The sequence below is a fragment of the uncultured Bradyrhizobium sp. genome (assembly GCF_964252615.1).
Taxonomy (GTDB): domain Bacteria; phylum Pseudomonadota; class Alphaproteobacteria; order Rhizobiales; family Xanthobacteraceae; genus Bradyrhizobium.
In genome coordinates this window covers 16,421-37,672 of the sequence record NZ_CAXUNQ010000042.1, presented here as the reverse complement: position 1 = coordinate 37,672, position 21,252 = coordinate 16,421, and the positions used below count along the sequence as shown (strand labels likewise).

Genomic DNA, 21,252 nt, shown 5'->3' with positions numbered 1-21,252 from the left:
CATGTCTTTCTCGACCTCGCGAGCAGGAAGACGGAATGGCCGGGATGAGCCCGGCGATGACGGGAAAGAGAGAATATGCCCGAGCAAGTCCTGATCTATTCGCGGTTTCCGAAAGCGATGATGGTGCGCATCGGGCAGCGCTACGACTTGATGGACGCCGCCGGAAAACCGCCGAATGACATGTTCTCGGCTGGTCAACTCGCAGGCGTCCGCGCCATGATCACGGCGGGCGGCACGCCGCTCGGCGCCGAGGTGATCGACACGCTGCCGGCGCTGCAGGCGATCGTCTGCTACGGCACCGGCTATGACGGCGTCGATCTCGCCGCCGCTGCGCGCCGGAACATTGCCGTCGGCAACAGTCCCGCGGCGAATGCGTCTTCGGTCGCGGATATCGCGATGACGCTGATGCTGGCGGTAACGCGGAGGCTGCTGCCCGCCGACGATTACGTGCGCAGCGGAAACTGGTCGGGCGCAAAACCCTCGCCGCTGATGAAGCCGCAGCCCGGCAATCCCGGCCGCCGCGTCGGCGTCTACGGCATGGGCGAGATCGGGCGGCGGATCGCGGCGAGGGCGGCGGCGTTCGAGATGGATGTCGCCTATTACAGCCGCAGCCGGCACGACGTGCCGTATCGGTATGTTCCGAGCCTTGAAGCACTGGTGGAATGGTGCAGCGTCCTGATGATCGCGGTCCGTGCGGGCGCCGACACCCATCACGCGATCGATGCGCAGATGCTTCGAAAACTCGGCGCGGACGGATATATCGTCAACATTTCGCGCGGCTCCGTAATCGACCAGGATGCGCTGGTTGCCGCGTTGACCGACAAGACCATTGCCGGAGCCGGTCTCGACGTCTACCAGACGGAGCCGCACGCGCCGGATGCCTTGACCGCGTTTGCCAATGTGGTGCTGACCCCGCATATCGGTGGCCACACGCTCGACTCGCACGTCGCCATGCAGAATTGCGTGATGGCCAATCTGGACGCGTTTTTTGCAGGCAAGGCGCTGCCGTATCCGGTGAAATGACCACTCGCCATGGGTCGTCCCCCCGCGGAGGCGGGATCGCTACGCCCTATCGATTCAGTGAAAGACGCCTGCACCGCAGGTTCCAGCCGTCACGCCGGTGGTTACGAGTCCGGCAAAAAACCGCTTGGCAAGCCGGAAAAGACTCGCTACACAGCGGCTTCCGGGCGTGCTGGCCGTTGCTGGCGCGTCTGTGCTCGCATTCCGAAAACCCGATTCGCTAGGAGATCATTCCTTTCAAGACGTCCGCATGGATTGCTCGAAAGGAAGGAAACCTGTCGCGTTGGAGGAATACGGCAGGGGCCGCGGGCTTGAGCCGCTGGCCTCGATCCTGTCCAAGACTGTAGGCGCCCGCGGCGAGATACGAATCTCTTCAACGGCTTAATCGCATGGCCTGCACAGACGGGTGAAGACCGGATTTTGCGTTTCGCCGCGCCTGCGGCGGGCCGTGATTGGGTTCGAACCTCGACACCCCGCGCCCCATTGGGGTCGGGAGGGCAGGCTTTTTAAATGTCGTCCTGCCCGGCGCGTCCGACAGACCGTGTGTCTTGAGGTCAGGTTTGGGCGGGGCGATCGGGTGTAACCCGGCGGTCCCATTCCCATGGGCCGCCAAGGCAGAGAGAGCTTCGCTAGTGGAAAGAGCGGCAAAAAAAGAGGCGGTCGAAGCGCTGAACGGTCTGTTCAAGACCACCAGCGTCGCGGTCGTAGCTCATTATTCCGGCCTTACCGTGGCCCAGATGCAGAAGCTGCGGATGCAGATGAAGCAGGCGGGCGCCTCGGTGAAGGTCTCGAAAAACCGTCTCGCCAAAATTGCTCTTGAAGGCACGGACGTCGTTGCCATCGGCTCCCTGTTGCAGGGGCCGACCGTGATCGCGACTTCAAACGATCCGGTGGCGGCGCCGAAGGTTGCCGTCGAATTCGCCAAAGCGAACGAAAAGTTCGTCATTCTCGGCGGTTCGATGGGTAAAACCGTCCTGAATGTCGACAGCGTAAAGGCACTGGCCGCGCTACCCTCGCTGGATGAATTGCGCGGGAAGATTGTCGGCCTCCTTGTGGCGCCGGCGACCAAGATCGCCCAGCTCACCACCGCGCCCGCCGCCAAGCTCGCGCGCGTGGTTCAGGCCTATGCCTCAAAGAGCGAAGCGGCCTGACGCCCTTCGCACATCAAACCTGGTTCGAACCAAACCGTTTAAGGAAACAGATCAATGGCTGACTTACAGAAAATCGTCGACGACCTCTCGAGCCTCACCGTGCTCGAAGCCGCCGAACTTGCAAAGCTGCTTGAAGAGAAGTGGGGCGTGTCCGCCGCCGCCGCCGTTGCGGTGGCCGGACCCGCCGCTGCCGCCGCCGCACCCGCCGAGGAAAAGACCGAGTTCTCGGTCATCCTGCTGGCCGCCGGCGAAAAGAAGATCGAGGTCATCAAGGAAGTCCGTGCGATCACCGGCCTTGGCCTCAAGGAAGCCAAGGATCTTGTCGAAGGCGCGCCAAAGCCTGTCAAGGAAGGCGTGAACAAGGACGAGTCCGAGAAGATCAAGGCTCAGCTCGAGAAGGCTGGCGCCAAGGTCGAGCTCAAGTAACCGCAGGCAATTCCGGCGACTTCCGGACAAGCAGGCCGCGGCCCAGCGCGACCGGGACAGCAGTAGAACCTGGATGGCCACCGAATTGGGACCTGCCCGGTACGGTGGATTGAAGGACCTTGGTCGGCTAAAACCGACTTGGGTGTCGAGCCCCGCCATGATTGGTGTGATCTGGACGCGTTGTACACAAGATTGTGTGGGGATTCGCTGGCTTAACCCTCGAATCTCCACGATTGCCATCCCATATCGGGACGGCAGCACGAAAGCACGGTTTGGCGGCAGAGACGGCGACGTTTCTGCACAAGCCGTTGGGAGATGGCAAATTTCGGGCTTTTTCGGTCCGTAGAACGTTGATTGAGACGGGCGAAGCGGGAGACCTGCTTCGCGCGTCGTTTTGCGTTCTGAAGGCTACAAGTCAGGTTTAAGAATAAAAACCTGAAATTGAGCCGGAAATTGGGATGTCGGGATTCAACCCGGGGGCGATGCCAATCGCGCTTCGGAAGGTTCGCCTCTGACGGGCGACGAAATGAGAGGCCACGATGGCGCAGCAGACGTTCACCGGTCGCAAACGCGTTCGCAAGTTCTTTGGGCATATCAAGGAAGTGGCGGAGATGCCAAACCTCATCGAGGTTCAGAAGGCGTCCTACGACCAGTTTCTGATGGTCGACGAGCCCGTCGGCGGACGCCTGAATGAAGGTTTGCAGGCGGTCTTCCTATCGGTTTTTCCGATCAAGGACTTCTCGAATACATCCGAACTGCATTTCGTCAGCTACGAATTCGAACAGCCGAAATATGACGTCGATGAATGCCGCCAGCGCGGCATGACCTACGCGGCCCCGTTGAAGGTGAAGCTGCGTCTTGTCGTATTCGATATCGACGAGGAAACGGCGGCGAAGTCGGTCAAGGACATCAAGGAGCAGGACGTCTATATGGGCGATATTCCGCTCATGACCATGAACGGCACCTTCGTCGTCAATGGCACCGAGCGCGTCATCGTCTCGCAAATGCATCGTTCGCCCGGCGTGTTCTTCGACCACGACAAGGGCAAGACCCATTCGTCCGGCAAGCTCTTGTTCGCCGCGCGCGTGATCCCCTATCGCGGCTCCTGGCTCGACATCGAGTTCGACGCCAAGGATATCGTGTTTGCGCGGATCGACCGCCGCCGCAAGATTCCGGTGACGTCGCTGATGTTCGCGCTCGGCCTCGACGGCGAAGAGATCCTTTCGACGTTCTACAAGAAGATCATGTACAAGCGCGCCAAGGAAGGCTGGCGCGTTCCGTTCGATGCAAACCGGTTCCGCGGCTATTCCACCATCAATGACCTGATCGACGCCGACTCGGGCAAGGTCGTGCTCGAAGCCGGCAAGAAGCTCACCGTTCGCTCGGCCCGGCAGCTGCAGGAAAAAGGCCTCAAGGCGCTCCGGCTGTCGGATGAGGAACTGGTCGGGAACTACCTCGCCGAGGATCTGGTCAATCCGAAAACCGGTGAAATCTACGCGGAAGCCGGCGAGGAAATCACCGAGAAGTCGCTGAAGGGTCTCAATGAGCACGGTTACAAGGAATTGCCGCTGCTCGACATCGACCACGTCAATGTCGGCGCCTATATCCGCAATACGCTGAACGCGGACAAGAACATGACGCGCGAAGACGCGCTGTTCGACATCTACCGTGTGATGCGTCCCGGCGAGCCGCCGACCATCGATTCGGCGCAGAACATGTTCCAGTCGTTGTTTTTCGACAGCGAGCGCTATGACCTGTCCGCGGTCGGCCGCGTCAAGATGAATATGCGCCTTGAACTCGACGCGCCCGACACTCACCGCACGCTGCGCAAGGAAGACATCCTGGCGGTGATCAAGACGCTGGTCGACCTGCGCGACGGCAAGGGCGAGATCGACGACATCGATCACCTCGGCAACCGGCGCGTACGCTCGGTCGGCGAACTGATGGAGAACCAGTATCGCATCGGCCTGTTGCGCATGGAGCGCGCCATCAAGGAGCGCATGTCCAGCGTCGATATCGACACCGTGATGCCGCAGGACCTGATCAACGCCAAGCCGGCGGCTGCCGCCGTGCGCGAATTCTTTGGCTCCTCGCAGCTGTCGCAGTTCATGGACCAGACCAATCCGCTCAGCGAGATCACCCATAAGCGCCGCCTTTCGGCGCTTGGCCCGGGCGGTCTGACGCGCGAGCGTGCCGGCTTCGAAGTCCGCGACGTGCATCCGACCCATTACGGACGCATCTGCCCGATCGAGACGCCGGAAGGTCCGAACATCGGCCTGATCAACTCGCTCGCGACTTTTGCGCGGGTCAACAAATACGGCTTCGTGGAGACGCCTTATCGCAAGGTAAAGGACGGCCGCGTCACCGACGAGGTGATCTATCTCTCGGCGATGGAAGAGGGCCGCTATCACGTCGCGCAGGCCAATCTGGCGCTGGACAACAAGGGCCGCTTCACCGACGACCTCGTGGTCTGCCGCCACGCCGGCGACGTGCTGATGATCACGCCCGACAAGGTCGACTACATGGACGTGTCGCCGAAACAGCTCGTCTCGGTCGCCGCGGCGCTGATTCCGTTCCTTGAGAATGACGACGCCAACCGCGCACTGATGGGCTCGAACATGCAGCGTCAGGCCGTGCCGCTGGTGCGCGCCGAAGCGCCGTTCGTAGGCACCGGCATGGAAGGCGTGGTCGCGCGCGATTCGGGTGCCGCAATCGCGGCGCGCCGCTCGGGCGTGATCGACCAGATCGACGCCACGCGTATCGTAATCCGCGCCACCGAAGATCTCGACCCGACCAAGTCAGGCGTCGATATCTATCGCCTGATGAAGTACCAGCGCTCCAACCAGTCGACCTGCATCAACCAGCGTCCGCTGGTGAAGGTCGGCGACCTCGTGCGCAAGGGCGACATCATTGCCGACGGTCCCTCGACCGATCTCGGCGAACTCGCACTCGGCCGCAACGTGCTGGTCGCGTTCATGCCGTGGAACGGCTACAACTTCGAAGATTCCATCCTGCTCTCCGAGCGGATCGTGAAGGACGATGTTTTCACCTCGATCCATATCGAGGAATTCGAGGTGATGGCCCGCGATACCAAGCTCGGCCCGGAGGAAATCACCCGCGACATTCCGAACGTCTCGGAAGAAGCGCTGAAGAACCTCGACGAAGCCGGCATCGTCTACATCGGCGCCGAAGTCCGCGCCGGCGATATCCTGGTCGGCAAGATCACGCCGAAGGGCGAAAGCCCGATGACGCCGGAAGAAAAGCTGCTGCGCGCCATCTTCGGCGAAAAGGCCTCGGACGTTCGCGACACCTCGCTCCGGGTGCCCCCGGGCGTCCAGGGCACCATCGTGGAGGTGCGGGTGTTCAACCGCCATGGCGTCGACAAGGATGAGCGCGCTCTGGCGATCGAACGGGAAGAGATCGAGCGTCTTGCCAAGGATCGCGACGACGAGCAGGCAATTCTCGACCGTAACGTCTACGGCCGCCTCGCGGAGCTTCTGGAAAACCGCCAGGGCATCGCCGGTCCGAAGGGATTCAAGAAGGACACCAAGATCACGCGCGCAGTGCTCGACGAGCATCCGCGGTCGCAGTGGTGGATGTTCGCCTCGCCCAACGACAAGCTGATGACCGAAATCGAAGCCATGCGGAAGCAGTACGATGAATCGAAGAAGGGCCTTGAACAGCGCTTCCTCGATAAGGTCGAAAAGCTACAGCGCGGCGACGAGTTGCCGCCCGGTGTGATGAAGATGGTGAAGGTCTTCGTCGCGGTGAAGCGCAAGATTCAGCCTGGCGACAAGATGGCGGGCCGTCACGGCAACAAGGGCGTGGTGTCCAAGATCGTTCCGGTCGAAGACATGCCGTTCCTTGAAGACGGGACTCATGCCGACATCGTGCTCAATCCGCTGGGCGTGCCGAGCCGGATGAACGTCGGCCAGATTCTGGAAACGCATCTTGGCTGGGCTTGCGCGGGTCTCGGCAAGCGGATCGGGCAGGCGGTGGACGCCTACCTTGCGAATGCCAAGCAGGACACCAGGCCGCTGAAGGAAACCTTGAAGAAGATTTACGGCGACGACGAGACCATCAAGTCGCTCAACGATACCGAACTGATGGAACTCGGCGGCAACCTTCGGCACGGCGTGCCCATTGCAACGCCGGTGTTCGACGGCGCCAAGGAAGCCGACATCGAGCAGATGCTCGAGTTGGCTGGCATGGACAAGTCGGGCCAGTCGACCGTTTACGACGGCCGCACCGGCGACGCCTTCGATCGCAAGGTGACGGTTGGGTATATCTACATGCTCAAGCTGCACCATTTGGTGGATGACAAGATCCACGCGCGTTCGATCGGCCCGTACTCGCTCGTCACCCAGCAGCCGCTGGGCGGCAAGGCGCAGTTCGGCGGGCAGCGTTTCGGCGAAATGGAAGTGTGGGCACTCGAGGCTTACGGCGCGGCATACACCTTGCAGGAAATGCTGACCGTGAAGTCGGACGATGTGGCCGGCCGTACCAAGGTGTACGAGGCCATTGTGCGCGGCGACGACACGTTCGAAGCCGGCATCCCGGAATCGTTCAACGTGCTGGTCAAGGAAATGCGTTCGCTGGGCCTCAACGTCGATCTGCACAATTCGAAGATCGGCGGCACGACATCCGAGGCGGCCGAGTAGCAGTAGCGGTCAACAACGTCATGGCCGGGCTTAAGCGCGAAGCGCGTCTTCGCACGGATGTCCCGGCCATCCACCTCTTCGCTGCGTTTCCGGCTTGAAGACGTGGATGCCCGGGGCAAGCCCGGGCAAGACGACTACGGAATTTCTTAAAGCCGCCAAGCGGCTAAGGAGAAGACCATGAACCAAGAAATTATGAATCTTTTCAACCCGACGACGCCGGCTCAGGTCTTCGACCAGATTCGGATTTCCATCGCGTCGCCCGAGAAGATTCTGTCGTGGTCCTACGGCGAAATCAAGAAGCCGGAGACCATCAACTACCGCACCTTCAAGCCGGAGCGCGACGGCCTGTTCTGCGCGCGCATTTTCGGGCCGATCAAGGACTACGAGTGCCTGTGCGGCAAGTACAAGCGCATGAAGTACAAGGGCATCATCTGTGAGAAGTGCTCGGTCGAAGTCACGCTGTCGCGGGTTCGCCGCGAGCGCATGGGCCATATCGAACTGGCTGCCCCGGTCGCGCACATCTGGTTCCTGAAGTCGCTGCCGTCGCGCATCGGCCTGTTGCTCGACATGACGCTGAAGGATCTCGAGCGGATCCTGTACTTCGAATACTACGTCGTGCTCGAGCCGGGCCTCACCGCGCTGAAGGATCGTCAGCTGCTGTCCGAGGAGGAATATCTCCGCGCCCAGGACGAATACGGCCAGGACTCGTTTACGGCCATGATCGGCGCGGAAGCCATCCGCGAACTGCTGAAGGGACTCGAACTCGAAAAGCTCGAGACGCAGCTGCGTGCCGAGATGCACGAAACCGAATCCGACATCAAGCACAAGAAACTTGCCAAGCGCCTGAAGATCGTGGAGGCGTTCCGCTTCTCCGGCAACAAGCCGGAGTGGATGATCCTCACGGTCGTGCCGGTGATCCCGCCGGACCTGCGCCCGCTGGTGCCGCTTGACGGCGGCCGCTTTGCCACGTCCGATCTCAACGACCTCTACCGCCGCGTCATCAATCGCAATAATCGGTTGAAGCGGCTGATGGAGCTGCGCGCGCCCGACATCATCATCCGCAATGAAAAGCGCATGCTGCAGGAGGCTGTCGACGCCTTGTTCGACAATGGCCGCCGCGGCCGGGTCATCACCGGCGCCAACAAGCGTCCGTTGAAGTCGCTCGCCGACATGTTGAAGGGTAAGCAGGGCCGCTTCCGCCAGAACCTGCTCGGCAAGCGCGTCGATTATTCCGGCCGCTCGGTCATCGTGGTCGGTCCCGAATTGCGGCTGCATCAATGCGGCCTGCCCAAGAAGATGGCGCTCGAACTGTTCAAGCCCTTCATCTATTCGCGGCTCGATGCCAAAGGTCTGTCCACCACGGTGAAGCAGGCGAAGAAGCTGGTTGAAAAGGAGCGTCCGGAGGTCTGGGACATCCTCGATGAAGTCATCCGCGAGCACCCCGTGCTGTTGAACCGTGCGCCGACGCTGCATCGCCTGGGCATCCAGGCATTCGAGCCGGTGCTGATCGAAGGCAAGGCGATCCAACTGCACCCGCTGGTGTGCGCGGCGTTCAACGCCGACTTCGACGGCGACCAGATGGCCGTACACGTTCCGCTGTCGCTGGAAGCGCAGCTGGAAGCGCGCGTGCTGATGATGTCGACCAACAATATCCTGCATCCGGCGAACGGTCAGCCGATCATCGTGCCCTCGCAGGATATCGTGCTCGGCCTTTATTATCTATCGGTGCTGCGCGAAGGGCTGCCCGGGGAGGGCAAGCTCTATGGCGAGATGTCCGAGATCGAGCATGCCCTGCACTCCAAGGTGATCCATCTTCACACCAAGATCAAATATCGCTGGCAGGGCGTCGATGAAAACAACATGCCGGTCAGCCGCTGGTACGAAACCACGGCCGGCCGCGCCATGCTCGGTCAGGTGCTTCCAAAGTCGCCAAGGATGCCGTTCGACGTCATCAACAAGCTGATGACCAAGAAGGAAATCTCCGGCGTTATCGACCAGGTCTACCGCCACTGCGGCCAGAAGGAGACGGTAATCTTCTGCGACCGTATCATGGCGCTGGGTTTCTATAACGCGTTCAAGGCCGGCATCTCGTTCGGCAAGGACGACATGGTCGTGCCGGCTTCGAAGTGGAAGATCGTCGACACTACCCGTACGCTGGCAAAGGATTTCGAGCAGCAGTACAACGACGGCCTGATCACGCACGGCGAGAAGTACAACAAGGTTGTCGATGCCTGGTCCAAGGCGACGGAAGAAATCGCCAAGGAGATGATGAAGGAAATCTCTGCCGTTAAAAAGAACCCGAAGGGCGGCGAGGCCCAGATCAATTCGATCTACATGATGGCGCATTCGGGCGCGCGCGGTTCGCCGGCGCAGATGCGTCAGCTCGCCGGCATGCGCGGTCTGATGGCCAAGCCGTCGGGTGAGATCATCGAAACGCCGATCATTTCCAACTTCAAGGAAGGCCTGTCGGTGCTCGAATACTTCAACTCGACCCACGGCGCCCGCAAGGGTCTCGCGGACACCGCGTTGAAGACCGCGAATTCCGGCTACCTGACGCGCCGTCTGGTCGACGTGGCGCAGGACTGCATCATCACCCAGGACGATTGCGGCACCAAGCTCGGCATCAAGATGCGCGCCATCATCGATGCCGGCACCGTGGTCGCTTCGCTGAGTTCCCGTATTCTCGGGCGCACCGCGGGCGAGGACTTGCGCGACCCCGCGACCAACAAGGTCGTGGTCAAGCGCGGCACGCTGATGGAAGAGAGTCATGTCGACGCCATCCAGCAGGCCGGTATTCAGGAAGTGAAGATCCGCTCCGCGCTGACTTGCGAGCTCGTCAACGGCATCTGCGGCAAGTGCTATGGCCGCGATCTTGCGCGCGGCACGCCAGTCAACCACGGTGAAGCGGTCGGCGTCATCGCGGCGCAATCGATCGGTGAGCCGGGTACCCAGTTGACGATGCGTACCTTCCACATTGGCGGTGCGGCACAGATCAACGAGCAGTCGGTGATCGAGTCGAATTTCGACGGCAAGATCACGATCAAGAACAAGGCTATCGCCAAGAACGGCGAAAATCATCTGGTCGCGATGGTGCGCAACATGGTGGTTGCCATCACCGACGCCGACGGTACCGAACGTGCAACGCATCGTATCCAATACGGCGCGCGCATGCATGTCGACGAAGGCGACATGGTCAAGCGCGGCCAGCGCATCGCCGAATGGGATCCGTACACTCGGCCCGTTCTTACCGAAGTCGAGGGCACCATCGGGTTCGAGGATCTGGTGGAAGGTCAGTCGATCTCGGAGACGCTCGACGAATCAACCGGCATCGCCAAGCGCATCGTCATCGATTGGCGCTCGTCGCGGGGCGGCGCGGACTTGCGTCCGGCTATCGTCATCAAGGGCATGGACGGAAAGATTCTCAAGCTCGCGCGGGGCGGCGAGGCCCGCTACATGCTGTCGGTCGACGCCATTCTGTCGGTCGACGTCGGCGCCAAGGTGAAGACCGGCGACATTCTCGCGCGTATCTCCACGGAAAGCGCAAAGACCCGCGACATCACCGGCGGTCTGCCGCGGGTCGCGGAACTGTTCGAGGCCCGCAAGCCGAAGGACGCCGCCATCATCGCGGAAATCGCCGGCACCATCCGGTTCGGCCGCGATTACAAGAACAAGCGCCGCATCTCGATCGAGCCGATGGACAAGAATGAGGAGACACGCGAATACCTCATTCCGAAGGGCAAGCACATCCATCTGCAGGATGGCGACATCGTCGAGAAGGGCGACTTCATCGTCGAAGGCAACCCCGCGCCGCACGACATTCTGGCGATCAAAGGCATCGAGGAACTCGCGGCCTATCTGGTCAACGAAATCCAGGAGGTCTACCGGTTGCAGGGCGTGCTGATCAACGACAAGCACATCGAAGTGATCGTGCGTCAGATGCTGCAGAAGGTGGAGATCACCGACCAGGGTGACACCGACATGATCTCGGGTGAACAGATCGACAAGATCGAGTTCGACCAGATCAATGCCAAGGCCAAGGAAGAGGGCAAGAAGATCGCTACGGGAACGCCGGTGCTGCTCGGCATCACCAAGGCGAGCCTGCAGACCCGCTCGTTCTTCTCCGCGGCCTCGTTCCAGGAAACCACCCGCGTGCTCACCGAAGCCGCCGTCAACGGCAAGGTGGATCCGCTCGAAGGCCTCAAGGAAAACGTCATTGTCGGCCGGCTGATCCCGGCGGGCACCGGCGCATCGATGGCCAAAATCCGCGAAGTCGCCGTCAAGCGCGACAAGCTGATTCTCGACGAGCGCGAAAAACAGGCAACAATCGTTCCTGCCGCACCGGAAGTCGAACCTCTGGCGCTGCCGCCCGCTGAATAAGCCCAGCGGATGCACGATGTTATGAAAGGCCGGCTTATGCCGGCCTTTTTTGCGGTTTTCTTTGATGCTGCGGCGCACGAACCTGCTTTGTTCATCTTTCCTTCAGGGTGAAAAGCGCTTTTGCTAGGGTGGCTTAGACCGCATGCCGGCGGATGCGGCGCAACGGCAGGCGACGGAAGAAACGATGCTCGATCTTGCAATTGTTGGCGGCGGTCCCGGCGGTCTGATGAGCGCCTGGTATCTGAAAAAGAAGCTGGGCGAGCTCTGCCGCGTCACCATCTATGAAGCGACCGACCGCGTCGGTGGCAAGATACTTACGCGTAAATTCGATTCCGCACCGGCAATGTACGAAGCCGGCGTCGCCGAAATCTACGACTACTCGATGACCGGCCCGGACCCCTTACGCGAACTGATCCAGCATTTCGGCCTGCAGACCATTCCCATGGACGCCGAGCAGGTGCAGCTCGACGGCGAATTGCTGAACGACGTGCCGGGCATGCGCCGAAAATACGGGGCGAAAACCGCCGACGCGATCGAGGCGTTCCGCAAGCTTTGCACCAATATGGTTACTCCTGTCGAGTATTATGAAGGCGTCGGCGCGCATGACAACGAACATCCCTGGGCCTCGATGACGTGCGAGGAACTGCTCGACAGGCATGTCGATGATCCCACCGCCAAGCGTTTTTTAAAAGTGATGGCGCGCTCCGATTTGGCGACCGAAAGCCACAATACCAACGGCCTGAATGCGCTGAAGAACTTCGTCATGGACGTCGACGGCTATATCGGCCTGTATTCGATCCAGAACGGCAACGAGCAATTGATCGGCTGCCTGCAGTCCGAAGTCGACGCGGACATCCAGCTCAATCATCGCGTCCTCAAGGTCGGCAAGACGCCGACGGGCCGCTATCAGCTCGACATGATGAACGGCAAGGGGCCGGAAACCCGGGAGTTCGATCTGGTGCTGATGTGCCTGCCGCACTCCTGGTTAGCAACGATGCGATGGGGCGGCGAGCAATTGCGCAAGTCGATGGTCAAGCACGTGGCTTACTTCGATCGTCCGGCGCATTATCTTCGGGTTTCGATCCTGTTCGATACGCCGTTCTGGGGCGAGAAAATTCCCGGTGCATGGTTCATGTCCGAGGCGTTCGGCGGCTGCTGCGTCTACAATGAGGGCGCGCGTCACGATGTCGGCAGGCATGGCGTGCTGAATTGGCTGATCGCCGGCTCCGACGCGCTGGCGTTCGCTAATCTGAGCGATGAACAGCTGATCGACGCTGCGATGAAGTCGCTGCCGGCGTCGCTCGGAAATGCCCGCGCGCACTTCGTCGAGGGCAAGACGCACCGTTGGCTATCGTCAGTGAATGCGATCCCGGGCGGCTTGCCGGTACGCGACGTAATGACCAATCATCGGCCCGATCCGAAGCAGCATCCCGGCCTGGTCGTTGTTGGCGATTATCTGTTTGACTCCACCCTCAACGGGTTGCTCGATTCCTCCGATGCCGCAACCGACATCATTCTTACCGAGATGATCAAGCTGCGCCATGCGCGCCGCGAGGACGGCGTTGCGATTTCCGACAAGATTGACCGCGATTATTTCGAGAATTATCGCGGGCTGGGGCCCTATAGCGAGGTCTGGAGCAGGTTCACCGATCCAGCCTACCTGACGGACCTGATCAAAATCGTCTGGAACAGGGCCAAGGGTTACAAGCTGCTAGTGGCCGGATCGGCGAGCGGCGAGTTGGTCGGAGCGCTGCGCGAGCGCGGCATCGATGCGTGGGGAATCGAGAACAACCGGGCGATCCACGCGAAGACGCCGAAAGCGCTGAGAAAATTCAACAAGCTCGGATCGATCGTCGGCATGCCGTTCAAGGACGGCGAGTTTGACTTCGTGTTCGAAACCAGCCTCTGTCACGTCTCCGAAAAACAAGTTTCCCGCGCCGTTCGCGAATTGAACCGCGTGGTGAGAAACGGCCTGCTGTTCGGATCGGTCACCTCGGATATGGCGCCGGCGTTGATCGATCGTTACGACCTGTTGCGCGGGGTGAGGAAGCTCGGCACCTGGTGGGAGTGGTCGGAGCTGTTTTTCGGCAACGGATTCGACTTGTCGATGCACCGACGCGATTGCACCGACGCAGTTTGGGCGGCTACACTGGCTGCGAACAAGGGCCCCGGCCAGTGGTATGCGGACTCCGACAGCCTGCGTTACTCGTTCTTTGACAAGGTCGCCGCCGACGACTAACCAATGCAGTCAATTTACGGTCATGCCGGCCGTGAGCACCGGTTCGTTTCATGGCGCCGAAGCCTCCATCGTCGGATAATCCGGATTCCGCTGCGGCTGATCCCGCCGCGCCGGAACTCGAGCAAAAGCTCGCGGCAGCCGCCGGCGTTGCGGCCTCGCTTCATATCACCGACGGCAAGCCGACGGCACCGGTTCCGTCCGAGGAGGACGAGGAACTGGATATCGACGACGAGGATAATGAAGAAGACCTCGTCGTCTTTACCGCGAAGGAAGCCGCGGGAGCGCTCGGGACGGTCTATGCATTCGTCAAGCCGTTCCTGAAGAATTACAAGAAAATGCTGGCGTTCGTCGGCATCGGCGTTGTCGTCGAAACCCTGTTTAACGTCATCATGCCGTTGAGCCTCAAATTCCTGATCGACGACGCTCTCGGCGAGGAAGATTTTCAGGCGCTTTATACAATTCTGGGCGTGCTGGCCGTGACCGGTATTTTCACCTCGATCGTCGCGGTCTGGTACGAACGCTGGGATGCAAGGCTGGCCGCGTGTGTTATTTCGGACGTGCGATCGCGGCTGTTCGAGCATGTCCAGAATTTGCCTTCGGCTTATTTTGCGCGCACCAAACGCGGCGAAATCCTGTCGCGGTTTTCCATCGATCTGTCGGCGTTCGAAGGATCGATCAAGAGTTTTGCGAATAGCGCCGCGCTTCCGTTTCTGGAACTAATTGCCGGCATCGTTCTGATGCTGTTCCTGAACTGGCAGCTCGCCGCCGTGGCGCTGCTGGTGTTTCCGATCACGCTGATCGGACCGCGTATTCTGACACCGAAGGCGGTGCAGGCGAATTACGAACAGAAACTCAACGAATCGGCGCTGCTCGGCATGGTGCAGGAAAACGTCGCCGCGCAGGCGGTGGTCAAGGCCTTCAGCCTGCAGCGCCGGACGTTCGGCTGGTTCACGCTGCGCAACAACGACGTGCGCCATAAAACCGCTTCTGCCGTGTTTTTATCGACGATGGTGGAGCGTTCCGTCACGATTTCCGTGCTGTTGCTGCATCTCGTGGTGCTGGCGATCGGCGCCTATCTCGCGACCAAGGGCCAGATCACCATCGGGACTTTCGTGACCTTCGAGAGCGCGTTCTGGGAAGTGTCGTATAATATCGCACATTTGATGCATTTCATTCCGGTATCGATCCAGTCCGCCGCCGCGGTTCGCCACATGCAGGAGCTGCTGGATGAACCGACCCGCGGCGCCGATCGGGCCGGCGCGCCCGATCTGCCGCGCATCACCAACGATATCACCTTCGACCGTGTCACCTTCCGGTATGAAGGTAGCCAGACTCCGGTTCTCGACAATCTCAGTCTCAAGCTCAATGTCGGAAGAACCATCGCCATCGTCGGTCCCAGCGGCTCCGGCAAGAGCACGCTGCTCAACCTCATTCTGCGGCTCTACGTGCCGGATGAGGGACGTATCACCATCGATGGGGTCGATATCCGCAAGGTAACCCGCGAATCGCTGCGCAGCAGCATGGCGGTGGTGTTCCAGGAAAACATGCTGTTCAACATGTCGATCCGGGAAAACATCCGTCTCGGCAAGGAGGGAGCTAGCGACGAGGAGGTCGAGCAGGCGGCGCGCAAGGCGGAGATCCACCGCTATATCATGAGCCTGCCGCAGAAGTACGACACGCCGGTGGGCGAGCGCGGGGATACCCTGTCGGGCGGGCAGCGTCAGCGCATCGCAATAGCGCGCGCCATCGTTCGCAATCCCTCGGTGCTGTTGCTGGACGAAGCGACCTCGGCGCTGGACCAGACCACCGAAGCGGCGATCAATAAGACGCTGCTAAAGCTAGCCAAGGGCCGCACCATGATTTTCTCCACCCACCGTCTCACATCGGTGGTCGACATGGACGAGATTATCGTCATCAGCGGCGGCAGGGCGATCGAGCGCGGTTCGCATGCAAGGCTGCTTGCCGCCAACGGGATTTATCGGAGACTCTGGGACGATCAGGGTGTTCAAATGCATGCGCCCGCTGCTGGGGATGACGACGATGATGACGATGACGACGACGATTGAGGTCGAACCGGGGCGTTCGCTACAGCCCGTGGTGAGAGAAAATTAACGCCAACTTTAACGAATTGCAGGTCACCTGAAGAAATTAGCTGCCAAGGTTTGCCGTGATGATAGATTTCATCTCGCGGATGCAGCTCGATGGCCGAGCGACGGTTTCCAAACTGGAGGTGTGGGTTCGATTCCCTCCGTCCGCTCCAACCGGCTTTACGCGAGCCCTTCCTGCGATGGCTGTGCCGCTCCGCCATTTCGATCCCTCGATCCGATTGTGAGCCGATTGCGCAGCCGCCGCAACGCGCCCCTGCTGAAGCCCACGATGAACCGGGCCCAGCGCCGGGCTCGCCAGGAAATGCCGTCGTCCAACGTCACCGAACGGAAGCTGTAGGCTTTCGCGGCTGACCAGGCGTCACAGGCCGTCTTGACCGGATCATCGTAAAACGCCGCGATTTTGAGTTCGTCCATGCCCTCGGTAGCGAGCCAGTTCGGGATGTAGACGTTGCAGAGCCGTTCGACGTCCGTGAACACCTTGTCGGTGCCGGTTCCGGTGACAGGGCAGGAGGTAGCGAAAGCGTCGCCCACCAGAACGACGCCGGCTTGGTAATAGCCCGTGCTGACACAGAGGTCAGCCGGCCGAATCTTGATGTCTCCCGTGATTTTGAAATTCCCTGTGAGCTTGCGCAGCCTCGGCAACGACGCATTCAGCGTTTCTTCGGGCACTCGTCGCATCTGCCGAAGCCATGGATCGTCAATCTCACGATAGACGAACAGATTGGCCCGCATGGTATTGCCGACGGGAAACAGCGTGAGATAAGGGATCCGGTCGCTCGACCGTTCGGAAAAATAAGTGAGCGCGGAAAACTCGAAGGCCGGGCGGCCGATCGGCGCCATATCGAATCCAAGCGAGATAGAGTGGCAGGCGCTGGCGACCTTGCGTTCGATGCGAAGCGTCTGACGCAATCCAACATTCAATCCATTGGCCAGCACGACCAGGCGTGCGGAAATTTCGTCGCCATCCGACAGCGTGAGTTTCTGACGCTCCGAGCTTGTCTTGATCGCCGTGACCTTGGCATGAACCGTTGCGACCTCGTGTGGAATTTCAGCCCGGATTGCGTTGACAAGGGCATCGTACATGATGCCGAACTGCTGGCTGGGCTTCTTTTCGAGCAGAACACCGAAGCGCGCGATCCAGTTTTCCCCGTCATGGGTGGCGGATCGAAGCACGGCTTCGGCGAGGCCGGTCTTGCGAAAGCGTTCGAGCTGCTGTTGGCCGCTGAGCTTCTCGACGCGGAAGTCGGGCCGGTAGACGGGATGCGGATCAATCAGGATCGCCGGAATGCCCGCGCGCCCCAGCATTGCCGCAGCGGTCGAGCCGGCAAGACCTCCGCCGACGATCGCAATGTCCGTGTACCGCATAGGCCTGTCTTCGCTTTGCAGCGCTATCATTGCGCCCGAAAAGGCAAACAAATCCTTAGTTTGTCGCCTAGCTTGAGCAGGGGCGTGAAACCGCGGCTCGCGGCAATCGAGCCCGCGATTTTCGCGCTGGTCCGCCCGTTCCGCGAATTCCGCACTTCGTTAAATATACCCGGGTGTTATTAGGATTCGCGGCCCTTTCCCAAAGGCTCCTGGTCGCGCGATTCTCGCAGGCCGGGGCGGATCGCCGACTCACGAAGGCGGGACTTTCACCCTCAGAGCAACAGCCTCGCGAGCCGGGTCGCGATGACAAGGTTTGGCGACCAGATACATCGTTCGACCGTTGTTTTCGTTGATGTTAAACGCGCTTCCGCCGCGGTGGGTTTGGCCTTGACTTGGCCAATCATGGTGGATAAAACCCGCGCACTTAACGACAGGCGGTGAGCGTCGCCAGAGTCGGAACGGATCACCCTCAAAATCTCTCGGGATTGAGACGGGCACCAACCTCGACAAATGCCGCTCAAACGCTGTCGATCAAAGTCAGGCAATGCCAGGACGATTTTCGTTCTCTTGAGCAAGTTCTCTCGAGATTGATTTCGGATGCATGACCTCGATGCGGGCTGGGCGGCACATGCTGGCCGGCGGGAATCGCGGTCCTCTGTGCGTCGAAGCGCTTCCGCTCAGCAACGAGCGGTTGGCGCGATTTCGCTTTGCGCGGGTTTAATTCGCGCAATGCGGCCGATGGGACAAGGTGGGTCCCGAACGAATTTGCGGAGCCGTCCAGGTTTCGCGCGAGCAAGGGTGAACGATGCCGACGATCAACCAGCTGATCGCAAGTCCGCGCTTAGTACAGAAGTCGCGCAAGAAGGTGCCGGCGTTGCAGCAGTCGCCGCAGAAGCGCGGCGTTTGCACGCGCGTCTACACCACGACTCCAAAGAAGCCGAATTCGGCGCTTCGTAAGGTCGCCAAGGTGCGTTTGACCAACGGCTTTGAAGTCATCGGCTATATTCCCGGCGAAGGCCACAACCTTCAGGAACACTCCGTGGTCATGATCCGCGGCGGCCGCGTCAAGGATTTGCCCGGCGTGCGCTACCACATTCTTCGCGGCGTCCTCGATACCCAGGGCGTCAAGAACCGTAAGCAGCGCCGTTCGAAGTACGGCGCGAAGCGTCCGAAATAAGTTGCTGCTGTCATCGCCGGGCTTGACCCGGCGATCTATCCTCTTCGCAAGGAGATGGATGCCCGGGCGAAGTCCGGGCATGGAGAAAAAGGAAAGACGTGGATGGCCGAGACGACCCGGCCATGACGAAGGAAGAGAAGAGATGTCTCGCCGCCATTCTGCTGAAAAGCGCGAAGTGCTTCCGGATCCGAAGTTCGGAAACATTATCATTACGAAGTTCATGAACTCGGTGATGTACGCCGGGAAGAAATCGGTTGCCGAAGGCATCGTCTACGGCGCGCTCGGCATGATCGAAACCAAGACCAAGCAGAGCCCGTTGCCGATCTTCGAGCAGGCGCTCGAGAACGTGATGCCGACCATCGAGGTACGCTCGCGCCGCGTCGGCGGCGCTACCTACCAAGTTCCGGTGGAAGTCCGCAACGTCCGACGCCAAGCGTTGGGCATTCGCTGGATCATCACTGCGGCGCGCGACCGCAACGAAAAGACGATGACGGAGCGGCTCTCGGCCGAACTGCTCGACGCCTCGAATGGCAGGGGAAACGCCGTTAAGAAGCGCGAAGACGTGCACCGGATGGCGGAAGCCAACCGCGCCTTCTCGCACTATCGCTGGTAACGGCGAAGCAACGGAATTTAAGGATCATTCAATGCCACGCGTTCATGCCATAGAGGATTACCGCAACTTCGGTATCATGGCGCATATCGATGCCGGTAAGACCACCACCACCGAGCGTATTCTTTACTACACGGGCAAGAGCCACAAGATCGGCGAAGTGCACGAAGGTGCCGCGACGATGGACTGGATGGAGCAGGAGCAGGAGCGCGGCATCACCATCACGTCGGCCGCGACCACCGCGTTCTGGAACGGCAAGCGCCTCAACATCATCGATACCCCCGGCCACGTCGATTTCACCATCGAAGTCGAGCGTTCGCTGCGCGTGCTCGACGGCGCGGTATGCGTGCTCGATTCCAACCAGGGCGTTGAGCCGCAGACCGAGACCGTCTGGCGTCAAGGCGACAAATACAAAGTTCCGCGTATCGTCTTCGCCAACAAGATGGACAAGACCGGCGCCGATTTCTACAAATGCCTGCAGGACATCATCGACCGTCTTGGCGCCAAGCCGATCGCGATCCAGCTCCCCATTGGCTCGGAAAATAATTTCAAGGGCCTGATCGATCTCGTCCGCATGAAGGGCGTGGTCTGGGAAGACGAGGCGCTAGGCGCCAATTTCAGGGACATCGACATTCCAGAGGATATGGTCGAGAAGGCCAAGGAATATCGTGAGAAGATGCTGGAAGCCGCCGTCGAACTCGACGACGAAGTATTGTCCGCCTACCTCGATGGCAATGAGCCCGACGAAGCCACGCTGAAGCGCATGATCCGCAAGGCGGTGCTGACCGGCGCGTTCTTTCCTGTGCTGTGCGGCTCGGCCTTCAAGAACAAGGGCGTGCAGCCGCTGCTCGACGCGGTGGTGGACTACCTGCCGTCGCCGGTCGACGTGCCCGCCATCAAGGGCGTCGATGAGGACGGCAACGAAGTCGTTCGGTTGCCGAACGACAAGGAGCCGCTGGCGCTGCTCGCGTTCAAGATCATGGACGATCCGTTTGTCGGCACTATCACCTTCTGCCGTATTTATTCAGGCACGCTGCTTTCCGGCACCGGCGTCGTCAATTCGACGCGCGACCGCAAGGAGCGCATCGGCCGCATGCTGCTCATGCATGCGAACAACCGCGAAGACATCAAGGAAGCCTACGCCGGCGATATCGTCGCACTGGCTGGCCTGAAGGAAGCGCGCACCGGTGACACGCTGTGCGATGCCAACAAGCCGGTAATTCTCGAAAAGATGGAATTTCCGGAACCCGTCATCGAAATCGCGATCGAGCCGAAGTCAAAAGCCGACCAGGAAAAGCTCGGCGTCGCATTGGCCAAACTCGCCGCGGAGGATCCGTCGTTCCGGGTGTCGACGGACCTCGAGTCCGGCCAGACCATCCTGAAGGGCATGGGCGAACTTCATCTCGACATCAAGGTCGACATTCTGCGCCGCACCTACAAAGTCGATGCCAATATCGGCGCGCCCCAGGTGGCGTTCCGCGAGCGCGTTACCAGGCGCGTGGAACACAGCCACGTTCACAAGAAGCAAACCGGCGGTACCGGTCAGTTTGCGGCTGTGACGCTGATCGTCGAACCCAACGAGCCCGGAAAAGGTTACGAGTTCGAGTCCAAGATCGTCGGCGGCACGGTGCCGAAAGAATACATCCCGGGAGTCGAGAAGGGCATCGAGTCAGTGCTGGGTGCGGGCGTGGTCGCCGGCTTTCCGGTGGTGGACGTCAAGGTGCAGCTCATCGATGGCAAGTATCATGACGTCGACTCCTCGGCGCTGGCCTTCGAAATTGCGACGCGAGCCTGTTTCCGCGAAGCGTTAACGAAGGGCAAATCCGTGCTGCTCGAGCCGATCATGAAGGTCGAGGTGGTGACCCCGGAAGACTACACGGGTTCCGTCATCGGCGATCTGAATTCGCGGCGCGGCCAGATCCAAGGTCAGGATATGCGCGGTAATGCCAACGTCATCAACGCGATGGTGCCGCTCATGAATATGTTCGGTTACGTGAATAACCTTCGCTCGATGAGCCAGGGCCGCGCGACCTTTACCATGCAGTTCGACCACTACGCGGAAGCGCCGGCAAACGTGTCGGCGGAAGTCCAGAAGAAGTTTGCCTGATTGTCGTTGGC

General features: G+C 60.4%; 11 protein-coding genes. 10 read left to right on the top strand and 1 reads right to left on the bottom strand.

The window, feature by feature from the left end; all coding sequences use genetic code 11:
- Positions 1-75: 75 nt before the first annotated feature.
- The 7 genes from ACFE72_RS18430 (at position 76) to ACFE72_RS18400 (ending at position 15,940) form a co-directional block, all read left to right on the top strand.
- Positions 76-1,023 carry a 2-hydroxyacid dehydrogenase gene (locus ACFE72_RS18430; protein WP_375414558.1) on the top strand — a complete coding sequence of 316 codons (948 nt, stop codon included), beginning with the start codon at positions 76-78 and terminating at the stop codon, positions 1,021-1,023.
- Between the two features lie 629 nt (positions 1,024-1,652).
- A complete protein-coding gene (gene rplJ / locus ACFE72_RS18425) occupies positions 1,653-2,171 on the top strand; it encodes a 50S ribosomal protein L10 (protein WP_375414566.1) in 519 nt (172 codons plus the stop codon).
- 54 nt (positions 2,172-2,225) lie between these two features.
- A complete protein-coding gene (gene rplL, locus ACFE72_RS18420; RefSeq protein ID WP_079603867.1) occupies positions 2,226-2,597 on the top strand; it encodes a 50S ribosomal protein L7/L12 in 372 nt (123 codons plus the stop codon).
- A gap of 539 nt (positions 2,598-3,136) precedes the next feature.
- Entirely contained in the window at positions 3,137-7,258 is a 4,122-nt protein-coding gene (gene rpoB / locus ACFE72_RS18415; RefSeq protein ID WP_375414557.1) for a DNA-directed RNA polymerase subunit beta, read from the top strand.
- A 177-nt stretch (positions 7,259-7,435) separates the two neighbouring features.
- Positions 7,436-11,635: a DNA-directed RNA polymerase subunit beta' gene (rpoC, locus tag ACFE72_RS18410; protein WP_375414556.1), complete on the top strand. Its 4,200-nt coding sequence runs from the start codon at positions 7,436-7,438 to the stop codon at positions 11,633-11,635.
- Between the two features lie 184 nt (positions 11,636-11,819).
- The gene (locus ACFE72_RS18405) at positions 11,820-13,874 is read left to right on the top strand and encodes an FAD-dependent oxidoreductase (protein WP_375414555.1); all 2,055 of its coding nucleotides are present in this window, start codon (positions 11,820-11,822) and stop codon (positions 13,872-13,874) included.
- A gap of 50 nt (positions 13,875-13,924) precedes the next feature.
- Positions 13,925-15,940 (top strand): ABC transporter ATP-binding protein, encoded by a 2,016-nt coding sequence (locus ACFE72_RS18400; protein ID WP_375414554.1) that lies wholly within the window; start codon positions 13,925-13,927, stop codon positions 15,938-15,940.
- A 201-nt stretch (positions 15,941-16,141) separates the two neighbouring features.
- Here the strand turns inward: ACFE72_RS18400 and ACFE72_RS18395 are convergent, their stop codons facing one another.
- A complete protein-coding gene (locus ACFE72_RS18395) occupies positions 16,142-17,347 on the bottom strand; it encodes an FAD-dependent oxidoreductase (protein ID WP_375414553.1) in 1,206 nt (401 codons plus the stop codon).
- 805 nt (positions 17,348-18,152) lie between these two features.
- Between ACFE72_RS18395 and rpsL the strand changes: the two genes are divergently transcribed.
- The 3 genes from rpsL to fusA all read left to right on the top strand — a co-directional run bounded on the left by rpsL (position 18,153) and on the right by fusA (position 21,241).
- Complete coding sequence (gene rpsL, locus ACFE72_RS18390; protein WP_375414552.1) at positions 18,153-18,524, top strand: 30S ribosomal protein S12; 372 nt, start codon at positions 18,153-18,155, stop codon at positions 18,522-18,524.
- Between the two features lie 142 nt (positions 18,525-18,666).
- Positions 18,667-19,137, top strand: a complete 471-nt coding sequence (gene rpsG / locus ACFE72_RS18385) for a 30S ribosomal protein S7 (RefSeq protein ID WP_375414551.1) — start codon at positions 18,667-18,669, stop codon at positions 19,135-19,137.
- A gap of 31 nt (positions 19,138-19,168) precedes the next feature.
- Positions 19,169-21,241 carry an elongation factor G gene (fusA, locus tag ACFE72_RS18380; protein WP_375414550.1) on the top strand — a complete coding sequence of 691 codons (2,073 nt, stop codon included), beginning with the start codon at positions 19,169-19,171 and terminating at the stop codon, positions 21,239-21,241.
- Positions 21,242-21,252 lie beyond the last annotated feature (11 nt).